The organism is Akkermansiaceae bacterium (assembly GCA_024233115.1).
GTDB lineage: Bacteria > Verrucomicrobiota > Verrucomicrobiia > Verrucomicrobiales > Akkermansiaceae > Oceaniferula.
Map to the genome: position 1 here is coordinate 192,384 of JACKQB010000005.1, position 13,345 is coordinate 205,728.

The window sequence follows — 13,345 nt, forward strand, 5'->3', positions numbered from 1 at the left end:
TGGGGTTTCGGCAACACGATGATGCCATCAATAGGTTGGGTTCTTTAGTCATGGTGCCGCCGAGGGTTGCTGGCTTCACCAAAAAGTCCCGGATGCGTCCAGTATCGTAAATCCCATAGCGCGGTTTGATCAAAAGCCGTGTTTGTTAGGCGAACCTCCCTCTTCTATGGTCCTTTTTGCAAACGCATATCACATATGCAAAGGGGTTCAGATTTTTCATCATCATCAATACAGCTTGCAGAATCCATGTCATGACCCAATCACCCCTCGGAAATCGATAGTTCTTTCCAAAATAGGTATAAAACGGGGTGTAGGTTCTTGTTGTGACGTCGACCAGATCGACTTCGTAGCCAGCATCCTCCAATTGCTTCTTGAACGTTGCAATGGAGACCAGGTTTTCCTTTGGAATTCCCATGAATCCAGCTGATAGAAGGGTTGGAAGGTAGTGCAAAACAGGCCTGGCTTTATCTTTGTTGAGTAAACAAATGTCAGCTACGACGAGGTGTCCATGGTCTTGTAAAACACGGTGGGATTCCTTGAAGAAGGCTGTTCGCGGAAGGTAGTGAAATGCTGATTCCAATGAGACGACACAGTCGAACTCGCCGGATTGGTAGTGCAGGTCAACGGCATTGCCAACTTCTACTGAGAATCTATTTGGATCCACATTTTCGTGTTTGATTCGTTGTTTGATTTTTTCAATCTGTCTCTCACTGATGTCGATCCCGAGAATCCTGGTGTTTTGCGGTAGGGATTTTTCCCAATAAAAATCTTGTTCCCCGTATCCAATTCCAACGTCCAGGATGTTCTTTTTGGAGGCGAGTTGCCCAAAGTTTTGAACGTATTCCACTAGATTGATATTGGCCGACCGCAGGTCTTCGGAGTGGTTGTTTGTGTTCCAGAGACCAAAATTCATAAATCGGGTTTTCCCGTTTACCTGATGAAGAATCTCTCCAAATGATTCATATCCCTGTCCGTAGGTGGCTTTTATCCATCTGCAAAGCAAGTAGAGAAATAGTAGCGTAAACAACAATCCCGCAAGAATACAAAGGAGCGAAAGCTCAAGCCAATTGGGGGTAAATGACAGGGTCTTCATAACTTGTTAGGAAGATAGCAAGGTTGATGTCGGCTTGACTTTTTTCCCGGTCTTGGGCGGGAGTTCTTTCAATCAAAGAAGAATGTCAACGCGTTGGACACGGGGATCGGGGGAGAGTTGGTCAAAGGCACTCATAGAGAGCCTGTATAAGCGGGTTCGCCGGAAATCACGTTTTGGGTACAAATATAGTCTCCCCGCTCATTGTACCAAGGATATTCTACGTGGCAAAGCCCGGTGGCCAGCCATCGAAGCCGGCGCAGGCCGGAAGGGCAACCAATTCCTGTCCCGCACAGGCGGATCCACGATAGGTTGAATGTTTTGGGTGCGGAAGTTTTTGATTCTACATCAAACTTCCCCATACTCACATCGGCCGTGACCTCCTACAGCAGTAGCAATCCTAGCGCGGGCGGATCGCTTCAGTTCACTGTTCCTGCGGATGGAAAATATTCGATCTTGGTTGGATACACCGAAGGTGGTCAGGATTCGGTGAATTATACCTTTGGTACCGTTCCAGAGCCTTCCGGGGTAGCTCTTCTCGGTGTGGGTATTGCGGCTTCACTGCTCGCACGTCGTAGATCGTCATGATTGTCCTACCCGATGTCCTGACCGCGGAGGAGGTGGCCGCTATACGCGACGCCTTGGCGATAGCCACATTTGAAGACGGCAAGCTTACGGCGTTCGGCCCGGCACGAGAGGCGAAGAATAACCCGCAGTTGGAGAGGGAGGGAACTGAAGCAAACGATCTGGATACGGTTCTTCTAACCGCTCTTTCCCTGCATCAGCTTCTGCAAACATGGGCGCAACCTTCCCGCACGACGCTTCCTCTGATAAACAATGATGGTCCCGGAATGGAATACGGGATGCACGTGGATAGTGCGTTTACTCCCTTTGGTGACCCACTGCGGCGTGATATCTTCATTACCTTGTTTCTAAGCGAACTCGATAGCTATGAAGGTGGAGAATTGGTTGTCGAAACACAAGGATGCCCCAAAAAAGTCAAGCTCCAGGCTGGTCAGGCCTTCGCCTATACCACCAACGCGCTGCACTTTGTGAAGCCGGTCAAATCCGGCAACCGTCTCGCGGCGGTATTCTGGCTACAGAGCCTCATTCATGACAATCAGATCCGGCAATCACTTTTTGAACTCACCGCCGCTACCTCAGCATTGCGCGAACAGCTTCCCAAGCATCCCGCTTTTCAAATGCTTGGTAAGGTGCATCAAAATCTGACCAGGAAATTTGCGCAGCCCTGACCCATTTCCCAGGAAGGTTGTTAGCAGTTGCTTACCGTGATTTTTTATCTAGCAGACTAGGTTTGTTTCAGAAGAGACGGGTAGAGTTCCTGTCCCCATGGGGGCAGGAGGTTGGTGGGCAGCGACGCATCACGATGGTTAAAAAATCATGATCCAACCAATATTGCGTGTAATGGTTCGGCTGCTAAAATTTTGACTTTTTGGGTGGATTACTCGTAAGTAGGGCATTGTGAACCGAACATTTCTACGGTTGCACCACTCAAAGCGTTGGTCGATGCTGGACGAGTATGATAAACATCCCGCATGGGACAGCGGGTCCTGGTGAAATTTTATGAAGAATCATAGCTTTGTAAGCAATGTAATGGCAACTGCCCTGGTCGTGTCCACACTGACCGGTATACACCTCGCTCTGGTGGCCTCGGCTGCGGAGCAGAAATCTGATATGATCACCGGCATGCCGGGCAAGGCTCTGCGGATGTGGTACAATGAGCCCGCTCCGGACAGCGATGCTGGCTGGGTCAATGACTCGATCCCAATGGGCAATGGCTACATGGGAGCCAATGTGTTTGGCGGCCCGGTGACCGACCGCATCCAGATCAGCGAGAACAGCCTCTACGACTGGGCGGACAAAAATACCGGATTCAAACGCCGGGGTCTGAACAACTTTGCCGAGGTCTATATCGATTTCGGCCACGACAAACATGCCAAGTACCACCGGGAGCTCAATGTGAACCAAGCCGTCTCACAGGTGAAATACCGGCAGGACGGTGTGGATTACACGAGGGACTACTTCACCAGCTATCCCGACAAGGTGATGGTGATCCGCCTGGGCGCATCGAAGCCGGGATCCCTGTCGTTCACCCTGCGGCCTACCATTCCCTTTATTGGAGAAGGCAAAAAGGGCTCCGTATCGGCAAAGGGCGACACCATCACGCTCTCCGGTGTCATGACTTATTATAACATCCAGTTTGAAGGTCAGTTCAAGGTCATCCCGAAGGGTGGCAAACTGAAAGCGACTAAAAATTCGATCACCGTTTCAGATGCCGACAGCGCACTGATCCTGATCGCGGTAGGCACCAACTACCAGCTCGACCCCAAGGTGTTCCTAACAAATGAGCCGACCAAGAAACTCGCAGGTTTTCCCCACCCCCACGCCAAGGTGAGTGGCTACCTGAACGCTGCGGCTGCAAAGTCCTATGACGAGCTGTTAGCGAACCATCTGGCCGACTACACAGAACTCTACGACCGGGTCAGCCTTGACCTCGGCGCCAAGGAACCGGCGATCCCGACCAATGAATTGGTCGACGCCTATCCCAAAGGAGCCTCGAGCCGCTACCTTGAAGAGCTCGCGTTCCAGTTCGGACGTTACATGCTGATTTGCTCCTCCAGGGCAGGCACGCTTCCGCCCCACCTTCAGGGAATCTGGAACGTCTATGCCAGACCTCCGTGGTCGTCCCAGTACCTGCACGATACCAACGTGCAGATGGCCTACGCACCAGTCTTCTGCGCCAACATGCCGGAACTGTTCGAGTCCTATGCCGACTACTTCAAAGCCTTCGAACCCCGGCAACGTTTGTATGCCACGCAGTACATCAAACAGTATCACCCCTCGCAACTCGACCCGAACGGTGACAACGGTTGGTCCGGCCCGTTTTGGGCAAACCCCTACAACATTCCCGGGAGGTCACCCGTGGCGGGTTTTGGCACCGGTGGCTGGATCGCCCAGATGTTCTGGGACTACTACGACTACACGCGCGATCAGTCGCTACTCGCCGACACCGTCTATCCCGTGATGTACGAGCAGGCGAACTTCGCCTCCCGCTTTGTCCAGGAGATCGATGGTGCCCTGCTCGCCAAGCCGTCGTCATCGCCGGAGCAAAAGATTCGGGACACGGTCGGCACCACCTTCGACCAGCAGATGTTTTACGAGAACCACCACAACACCCTGACGGCTGCCAAGATCCTCGGGCGAACCGACAGCCGGTTGGCATTGTACAAAAAACAGCTTCCGCTCCTTGACCCGATCCAGATTGGCAAGTCAGGGCAAATCAAGGAATTCCGACAGGAGGAATACTATTGCGACTTCACCGGTGCCAAAGGCAAAGGAAAAGGTAAAGGCGGCATCGACCCCCACCACCGACACACCTCCATGCTGTTAGGGTCTTACCCGGGCCAGTTGATCAACGACTCGACCCCGGCATGGCTTGATGCCGTTAAGAAAACCCTGACCTTACGCACTCGCAAAAGCCATATTGGCTGGGCGCGAGCCGAGCGGATCGCCTTCTGGGCACGTGTGCATGATGGTGATGAGGCGTACATTTTCTATCAGGATTTGCTCGGTGGAAACTACCTGCACAACCTGTTTAACGACCACCGCGGCGGCCCGCTGTTCCAGGCCGACGCAAACTACGGCGCCACCGCCGGGGTGGCGGAAATGCTTCTGCAAAGTCAGGACCACGTGGTGGCTCCACTGGCGGCGCTGCCCGCTGCCTGGAACGACGGCAGCTATCGTGGCCTGCTGGCACGAGGAAACTTTGAGGTCTCCGCTCAGTGGTCCAATGGCCAGGCGAGCCGACTGGAAGTAGTTTCCAAAGTAGGCGGTGTCATGAAGCTGAGATATCCCAACGTCGCCAAGGCGGTTATCAAGACTGCCACAGGACAGACCGTGGAATTTGCGGCCCAAGGAACCGATCAGGTCAGCATCAAATCCGCCAAGGGGCAGACCTATGTCGTTACCAATATTCCGGCCCACACTCCCGTTGCCGCGCCTTCGGATCTCAAGGTTGCCAAGGATCTCAAGACCCAGGTCGGACTCACCTGGACCGGTAGTGCGGATGCCGTGTCATACAACGTGTATCGCGCGGTCGGTAATGCACCTGGCTATGAGCAGATCGCCACAGGGGTCAAGGATACCCGTTTAGACTACAAGGCCTCTGGACTGAATCAGATTGAGCAGATCACATTCAAGGTCACCGCCGTCCGTGCCGATGGACGTGAGAGCCGCGAGGGTGCCACGGTCATCCGGTTGCTGCCCTAAAATGTAGTGGTTGGAACAACAATATAGGGGTGCAAATAGAAGTCAGCAACTGTCGTTGGTGGTTTTTTGCGTCGGGCGGTTACACTCTGACTTTTGGTTGCAGTGCTCGTGACTGTTATCTAACCGCTACGCCATTTCTGTGCCCGCTTCCATGTTGTCCGATTTGGCTTAATCTTTGCTTTTTCCTCCATCTGTTGTGGGTAGCTCGCCAAACGGCTGGTTTGCAAGTAATCCATGCACCGTCGGTAGCAATATATGCATAGTCAAATGGATGATTTGCCGAGCCTATTGACGCGCTCATGGTTATGTTTGGATAGGATGAAAACGTATGTTTACAAACATATCCGGGTCCTTGCTACCGTCATCGCATTCGCACCCGCTGTTGGCCTTGCCAATAACTTGCAAATTAGCAACGTATCAATTGTTAACCCATCGGCTGGCCAGGCCGATATCCAGTTTACCCTCAGCTGGGACAACTCCTGGCATGAAACATGGACCGAGGCCGGTGGCACGATCAGTGTTACCAACTGGGACGCGGTTTGGATTTTTGCCAAGTACCGTCAAAATGGCGGACTCTGGAAACATGTACACTTCACCGCGACGGGACACACCGCCACTGGAGGAACTGTTATCGAAGTCCCTCATGATGGTGATGGTGCCCGACCCGGCGCATTTGTCAGGCGTAACGCGACCGGCACGGGCACGGTGACCTGTACCGACATGAAACTGCACGTCGATATTGCCGCGGCGGGTCTCCCGTCTGCCGATGATATTGATATCAGCGTCATGGGTATCGAAATGGTTTACATCCCCACGGGAGCCTTCCACCTGGGCTCGGGAGGGAGCGAACAACAACATTTTCACACAGCTGCAGACACAAACACCACCTATCTTGTGGGCAGCGAAGCGGCTATCACCATGGGGACTGAGACTGGAAACCTCAATGCCACTGGTGCCATCACCCATGGCTCCCTTCCCGTCGACTTTCCCAAAGGCTACAAGGCTTTCTACTGCATGAAGTATGAAATCACCGAAGGTCAATATGTTGATTTTCTGAATTTGTTAGATCCTGGTATTGCGGGGTCTTATTTTCCTGCACAAAGCAACTATCGTCATACCATCACGGCAGCTGCTGGCGGCGGCTATGAATCTGCGGCACCCGACCGTGCCTGTAGCTATATCGGCAGCTTGAACCGGGCACTGACATATCTCGACTGGGCGGGGCTGCGCCCGATGACGGAACTCGAATACGAAAAGGTATGCCGGGGACAAAAACAACCCTGGGTCAATGAATTCCCGTGGGGTAATACCACCGTCACTAACATCACAGGCTTCGACGGCACGGATGGCAGCGGCACTGAAACAGCAATTCCCACCAACACTAACGCACATCTCTCCGAGGGTGTGTCAGGGCCTGTGCGGGCTGGCATCTTTGCAACCGACACAACCACCCGGGAGCAGGCAGGAGCCGGATACTACGGGGTGATGGAACTTGGCGGCAACCTTTGGGAATTTGTTGTCTCTGTAGCCAGATCACAGGGACTCCCGTTTTCGGGGGCGCATGGCGATGGTGATGAATACACTGGCTATGGAAACCAGTGGCCAGACAGCAGTTACGCGTATGCGAGAAGAGGTAGTAGCTTCTATGCCGGCTGGCAAGCTGCCCGCACGTCTCACCGAAACGATGGCAATACGACAGCCGAGAACGCGGAATCCGGTGCCCGTGGTGTTCGCACAGCCCCCAACCCATAACAGTCATGAAAACATCGATGATATTGTGGGCAACCATCGCGGCCCCCTGGATGATCACCGCCGCTCCTGACGACCGATTTTTTGGCGGCTCAGGTGACGGGGTCGATCGCGCGGTTTACACCGCTTACACACAGCCCGTTGGTGGCCAGTATGGACGCTTTGTTGGCAGCGGAGGCTATGATGGTTATGACTCGGCGGACTACTCAGTCTACACACCACCCGTCGGGGGTAGTTCCGGCCGCTTTGTCGGCGGCTCCTACGACGGCCATGCCATGATGGCCCTGCACGGCATTCCCAATCCCCTCGCAGGAGACGATGACGGCGATGGGGTTCCCGACTGGTGGGAGAGCTTCCATTATAAAAGCCTGACCCTTGCCGATGCCGATACGGACATCGATGAAGACGGTCGCGGCAGTTACTTTGAATACGTCTCGGACACCGATCCGAACGACAAGGCCTCCCTATTAACAGTCATCACCTTCCAACACGAGGATACGGTTCTTTTCAGCTTTGGCACCACATCGGCCAACCGACTCTACTGGCTCGAAACCTCGACCACGCTGCAACCCGGCAGCTGGACCCCGCTCACCTCTCCCAGGGTGATTGGTAACGGCGGTATCATGGAGCTCTCCACACCTAACATTTGGACCACCGACCACTTTTTCCGCATTGGTATTGCTGTGGAATAGCAATACCAAACCTCTATGTTGTGCATTCTCATTCCGGGTGTGGTGATGTTTGAACAGTTTTAGGCATCTCTCCCCCCCCGGCGGGATAACATCTGTATCTTCATGTTCACCACGAGGTTTCGCCGTATGTTGTCAGTGGAGGTGATCTAGCTTATTTTTAAAAATGCACTCTGCACATATTGCGTAAAGCTGCGCATATACTGCTGGTTAACAGGGGGAGAATTGTCATGAGTGTATGTTTTAGCCAAGTGGACAGGATTTGATTTTCAGGTGGTGCATTCGTAAGTGTCGTGAGCGTTAGATGCCCGGTTGGTATGGCTTATCACCTTTACGCACCATTTTTGTATGACCCGTTTTTTTTGCATCAACCAATCATACAACAGTCGTCACACCATCAGAAGTGCCAGGCTCGGGCAAATAACTGTGGTAAAAAATTTACTTGGCACGGAATGTTAGGATGCTAAATGTTTAAGCTTGATGAAAAATCAGTCAATATTGACAAAGTGGGTAGCAGCCCGCCCCTTTGCTCTTTCATGGGGCAGTCAATCGCAATTCTGATTTTAGGACTCCTTATTAGCCTCCCGCTATTCCCGCCCGACTCTCGTAACACCCCATGACAGCTCCTCCGCACTTGTCCAAGAAGCAAATTTCCAGCAATTGGAAATGATGATAACCAAGGCCCTGGCGAGATGCCTCAAATCACGCCAATCACCCTAAACAACAACTAACAACATGAATAAAACAATAGCCCATACAATTCTGAGCTTTTTACTCGTTCAGGCTGCCCATTCCCAAAATTACCTGTATTCTTTTGGCGAGTCGCTACAGCCTGGCGGAATCACGCTGGCGAATGGAACGGTAATGCAAGGGTCTGTCATCACTGGTGGCACAGGCAATCCTGGCAACAATCACGGAATTTCCCATCAAAGCTCTCCCGCTCAAGCAGGGGGCGACTTCACGGGGACGGTTTTCTCATCGCCGAATGCTTCCACTCCTGCCACGGCCATGGATCAAGTGTATCTGATGACCCGTATTGAGGCCGATCCACGACAGAGCGTGGAACAGGGGGCGAATCTGGATCACGTCAACTATGTGGGGTTTCACATTTCATTTTCCCAACCCACCATGTTCTATGATTTTTACGGATTGGCTTTGGTGGGCTTGCCTTGCTGACAAGACGTAGTCGATAATCGGGCCAGACGAGAAGCGAACAAGCGTGTGGGCATCGGCCGCCCATACGCGCCGCCGCCGTTGAGGTGGTAGCACGATAGCTAGGGCCGCTCGGGGAAAACCGGCAACGACAGCCCTGGCCTCCCCACCCGCTCATTGCCGGCACCGGTGAGCGCTTTACTGTTTCAACACGGGTATAGGTGCTTGTTTCCCCCGTATAATTTTCCGGCTTTTTTCTTGTCATTTCCGGGCGGCATAAGTCATAGTTCTTGAAGCTAGCTGGGTGGACAGACGGTCAGCCGCCATGGCAACCAAAGCTCGATGACGAGATACAACAGACAATCAGCACACATAAGCATACAATACGAGATGAAAGGAATTAGTATATTATTGGCATTGCCTTTGATGGTGGGAATGGCGCAGGCAAGTGCGGTGATCACTCCCACGGCAGTCATGGCATCATCAAGTTATCCTTTGGCATACCGCCAGGCCGAACTGACCATCTCCGACTCCGGGATGAGTTTCGATGGCTCCACCACAGCAGCCAACTTACATACCTACACGTATACCAGAAGCTTCAATGAATTCTGGCATGCGAACGAAGCACCGGCAGGCGTCTATATCGAGTTTGACCTCGGTGGTGATTATACCTTGGAAACCATGGTCGTATGGAATTACCAGCCCCTCGCCTCATATCCAGGTGAGGTGTCACGCGGCTTCAAGCAGTTTGACATGGTGCTTCTCGATAGTGGTGGTGGTACGATTGCAACCTTCAACGACATTATCATTGCGCAGGCGGTGGCTCAAAATTTCATGCCCGGCGAGATCGTTGACTTTGCAGACACCGCTGGCGTCCGGAAAGTGAGGCTTGAGCTTGACAGCAACTACGACGGAAGTAACTACGCCGGATTGACGAGAGTGCGTTTCACCGGTGTTCCCGAGCCTGGCAGCATGGTTCTTCTTGGACTCGGTGGCATGATGGCACTCGGCCGCCGCCGGCGCTAATACGCGCTAAAGAACTCTTCCCAGAATGATTTAAACGGCCCCGCGAAACCGGGGTCGTTTGCTTTGGTAGTGGAGTGTTTTCAGTATGATGACCTACACCAGCCCAATCATAGACGATGGTTCCATTGTATGATTGATGCGAATGGGTCAATCATCCCGTGCTTGGTCGGCCAGTCACCCATACTGGGCGATCAAGCTCGGGGTTTTTTACCGCGAAATACCAAACACGCGAAAAAGAGGATGTTTTCAGGTGCATTTCTACAGACCTTACCGAAACCCTCATTGAGAGTTGCTCTGTGTAAGGTATCAGGATATGCAAATTTCGCGTATTTCGCGGTCTCATCAAAACTCTCTTTGTTAATTTCTCCCGAGCTTGATCGCCCAGGTCACCCATACTGAAATTTGCACTTGACGAGTGCGCCTGGGTTGCCTTTAAACTTAGATGATATGTCCTTGAAATTCTTCGCACTTTTACCCCTGTTGCCATTTGCAATCGGCTCCGCCCATGCCGCTACCATCATTGATTTTGATTTCTCCGGCGTCGATGGCTCTTCCTCTCATACTAAATCCAGTTTCGAGATCACAACCACAGACACCATCGACCCCAATCTGACCTTGGTCGAGGGCATCAATGTGAAAAACGACTCGGTCTTAAACTTCACCGTTAGTGGAGGCGCCGCCACCAACGATCTGAATCTCAGCAACTGGGGAGGCGGCAGCCCTGGCAACCTCACGAACGCCATCAATGGCAACCGCTATTTCTCTTTTTTCATCCAGGCTGCTAGTGGATATCAGCTGAACCTCAACGGTGCCACCCTCTCCACAACGCTGCGCCGTAATGGCAGTGCGGCGCCACAAGACTACGCCTTCACGGCCGTTGTCGCCCCGGCCAATGACAACGACCTTTCTGCCTCCGACCAGATTGGCTCTGCGGGCAACTACACAAACACAAGTACACACACATACTCCGTTACCTTCTCCGGCAGCCAGTGGGACGGCATCACAGATGAAGTCGAGGTTCGCCTTTATGGCTACACGGCAACAACCGGTAACACCCATTTCAGCGATCTGGTGATCGACAACGGTTCCGTCACACTTATCCCGGAACCAACATCCACCCTGCTCCTCGGACTCGGTGGCGTGCTTACCCTGCTCCGCCGCAAACGTTAACTGGAGCCAAACCCGTCGTCTGGAACCCTGTTCCGTGGCATGGTATGGGCGGGTTCATGAAGTTAACGGGGAGGCGCGAGTGTGACTGCGCCATATTGCACCAATCATCACAGGGTTGTTCCGCTAAGAGGGATTCTGCTGGTTTTTGAGATATGTATACAGCGGAGCTCTCCCAATATCACAGCTCGGTCCCTTTATGGCACCTTCCCCCGAATGCGCCCATTCGGTTGTACGTAAAAAATCTGCTTTCGACGAAGTATCAAAAGCAGATGTAATGAGGTGGTGGGTGGATTAATCCCTACGGCGTCTGAGCATGATGCATAAGGCCGCCAATCCAAGAAGACTCGAACTAGACGGTTCAGGGACAACGTCACCATTGATGCTGAAGGTGTCGACATCCACGTAGTAGCCACCAATATTAGCCAGGGGAGAGGCTGTGAAGCTGAAATCATAGGTGGTGTTGGCGTTGAGTGTAGTGCCGGCAAGGGAAAGGACACTGTCCACACCAGCCGCTGCCGTGGGACCATCAGTGGAAATACTTTGACTGACCGCAGATCCTAGAATGGAAGAACCTCCGGTTTTAATATCGAATATTGCCGTGAATAAGTTAGTGTGGTCGCCATTGCCGCTCTGGAGCGCTCTGCCACTGTTGGTGCGGTAGCTATCGAAGCTGAAGTCGCTGACGTTGAGATCCGAGGAGCCTGTGGTAAGAGACCAGGTGATCGTCCAAGGACCTGTGTTGTCGACATTGATATTGGGGCTTAATGCCCGTGATGTGTTATCGATAGTACCTCCATCAGCGTTAGTGATTCTATAGTTAACGGTGCTGGTGAACACCCCGTCCCCAGTGAAGCTGCCGCCGGTGAATGTCCAGGCTGAATGCGCGCCAGTGGTGCCCGTATGTCCGTCCAAATTGGTCGCGGAAGCATCGCGAACAGTGGTAAAACTATTCGTGGCCAATACGACCCCGTAACTGGACGCCAGGGCAATCGCCTGAACAGAAAGGAAGGCAGTCATTTTGCGGTGGTTTATCAACCATCGGGACATATTATTAAAAACCCGTCCCAGGTCAAATATAAAACCCCAACAAAATGACCCAGATAGGGTGGCGGCATGGAAAGAGTGCATCTGCTCCATTTTCCTCCACATTCGCTGAACCTGCGCTTATCAACAATCAAACGGATAACCAGGCTGGCTGGAGCACAAGTCCGAGCCAGGTGACGTTTTTGGAATCTATCAAATGGCCGCCCGGTCCATGCCGGGCGGCTATTGCAGGAATGCCTGGAAAACGGCGACGCCGTTAGCGACGGCGACGCAAGGTCATTGCAAGCCCCGCAAGCCCGAGCAGTGCGGCACTGGAAGGCTCGGGAACCGTACTGACGACGAGATTGTCGATGAGCATACCGGTTTGATTGGTTTCCAATTCGAAATTAACCTCTCCGGCATCGTTGTTGTTCCATTGAAACGAGGTGTCCGCCACCGTGATACCATCGACCGTAGCCAGGAAGTCAACCGTCGATCCATCAGCCCAGCTTGTGAAGCCGTAGGTCAGCACGACCTTGCGGGGGCCGGCGGTGGCTGTGACGCTGCCACCGGAAGTGCTCGATCCACTGTCAAAGATTTGCGTGCCGCCATTGCAACGGTGCAGCATGGCAGAATCGGTGTCCCCATCGGTTAAACGCGCACCAGGCTCTCCAACTGGAGCCCCGTTGTAGAATCCGGCAGCAAAAGCCACCCAGGTGGACGCCGTCGTGTTGACGGGGGTGAAGTCGAACTCCACCCTGAAGCCGCCGGCCGTGATGATATCGGTGCCTGCGCTTCCCGCCGACCAGTCAAACCAACCCGAAGAGCCGTCATTATTAAAACGGACCCTGCCGTTACCACTGGCAGCGTCAACCATACTGAGTTGATTACCGGCGATGTTTTGCTGTACTTTGGCTGAGCTAAGCTTGATGGAGCTTGCCAGGGTGCCTCCCCGGCGCCCGGTAAGGTCGGCATCATTCAAGGTGTCATCGGCTGCGTTAAAATTATCGGAGAAAAGCACGGCACCATGTGCGGTGGCGCACAGTCCCAGCGCATTCAGCGACAGGACGACAATACGGTATTTTGTTTTCATAGTCATGGGTTTGTTTTTAGTGGTGAAGCGCATGTTTCGTCGCGGGAAATACGGCATCAAAGG

General features: G+C 53.0%; 11 protein-coding genes. 8 read left to right on the forward strand and 3 right to left on the reverse strand.

Going from position 1 to position 13,345, the window contains the following annotated elements; genetic code table 11:
• Nucleotides 1–145: 145 nt before the first annotated feature.
• On the reverse strand, nucleotides 146–1,093 hold the full coding sequence (locus H7A51_14640) for a methyltransferase domain-containing protein (GenBank protein ID MCP5537457.1): 948 nt from the start codon (nucleotides 1,091–1,093) through the stop codon (nucleotides 146–148).
• Nucleotides 1,094–1,465: 372 nt separating this feature from the next.
• On the opposite strand from H7A51_14640, the gene H7A51_14645 reads away from it, so the two are divergent.
• The 8 genes from H7A51_14645 (at nucleotide 1,466) to H7A51_14680 (ending at nucleotide 11,166) form a co-directional block, all read left to right on the forward strand.
• Nucleotides 1,466–1,678 (forward strand): PEP-CTERM sorting domain-containing protein, encoded by a 213-nt coding sequence (locus H7A51_14645; GenBank protein ID MCP5537458.1) that lies wholly within the window; start codon nucleotides 1,466–1,468, stop codon nucleotides 1,676–1,678.
• Nucleotides 1,675–2,343 (forward strand): Fe2+-dependent dioxygenase, encoded by a 669-nt coding sequence (locus H7A51_14650; protein ID MCP5537459.1) that lies wholly within the window; start codon nucleotides 1,675–1,677, stop codon nucleotides 2,341–2,343. The genes H7A51_14645 and H7A51_14650 overlap by 4 nt, the downstream gene beginning before the upstream one ends.
• Nucleotides 2,344–2,674: 331 nt before the next feature.
• Entirely contained in the window at nucleotides 2,675–5,380 is a 2,706-nt protein-coding gene (locus H7A51_14655) for a glycoside hydrolase N-terminal domain-containing protein (protein ID MCP5537460.1), read from the forward strand.
• 318 nt (nucleotides 5,381–5,698) lie between these two features.
• Entirely contained in the window at nucleotides 5,699–7,132 is a 1,434-nt protein-coding gene (locus H7A51_14660) for an SUMF1/EgtB/PvdO family nonheme iron enzyme (GenBank protein MCP5537461.1), read from the forward strand.
• Between the two features lie 5 nt (nucleotides 7,133–7,137).
• A complete protein-coding gene (locus H7A51_14665) occupies nucleotides 7,138–7,821 on the forward strand; it encodes a hypothetical protein (GenBank protein ID MCP5537462.1) in 684 nt (227 codons plus the stop codon).
• Between the two features lie 732 nt (nucleotides 7,822–8,553).
• On the forward strand, nucleotides 8,554–8,994 hold the full coding sequence (locus H7A51_14670) for a hypothetical protein (protein MCP5537463.1): 441 nt from the start codon (nucleotides 8,554–8,556) through the stop codon (nucleotides 8,992–8,994).
• A gap of 366 nt (nucleotides 8,995–9,360) precedes the next feature.
• Nucleotides 9,361–9,996 (forward strand): PEP-CTERM sorting domain-containing protein, encoded by a 636-nt coding sequence (locus H7A51_14675; GenBank protein MCP5537464.1) that lies wholly within the window; start codon nucleotides 9,361–9,363, stop codon nucleotides 9,994–9,996.
• Between the two features lie 453 nt (nucleotides 9,997–10,449).
• Nucleotides 10,450–11,166 (forward strand): PEP-CTERM sorting domain-containing protein, encoded by a 717-nt coding sequence (locus H7A51_14680; GenBank protein ID MCP5537465.1) that lies wholly within the window; start codon nucleotides 10,450–10,452, stop codon nucleotides 11,164–11,166.
• Between the two features lie 291 nt (nucleotides 11,167–11,457).
• Here H7A51_14680 and H7A51_14685 read toward each other — a convergent pair whose 3' ends face one another.
• Both H7A51_14685 and H7A51_14690 read right to left on the reverse strand, forming a co-directional pair.
• Nucleotides 11,458–12,183: a PEP-CTERM sorting domain-containing protein gene (locus H7A51_14685; protein ID MCP5537466.1), complete on the reverse strand. Its 726-nt coding sequence runs from the start codon at nucleotides 12,181–12,183 to the stop codon at nucleotides 11,458–11,460.
• A 283-nt stretch (nucleotides 12,184–12,466) separates the two neighbouring features.
• Nucleotides 12,467–13,288: a PEP-CTERM sorting domain-containing protein gene (locus H7A51_14690; GenBank protein MCP5537467.1), complete on the reverse strand. Its 822-nt coding sequence runs from the start codon at nucleotides 13,286–13,288 to the stop codon at nucleotides 12,467–12,469.
• Nucleotides 13,289–13,345: the final 57 nt, after the last annotated feature.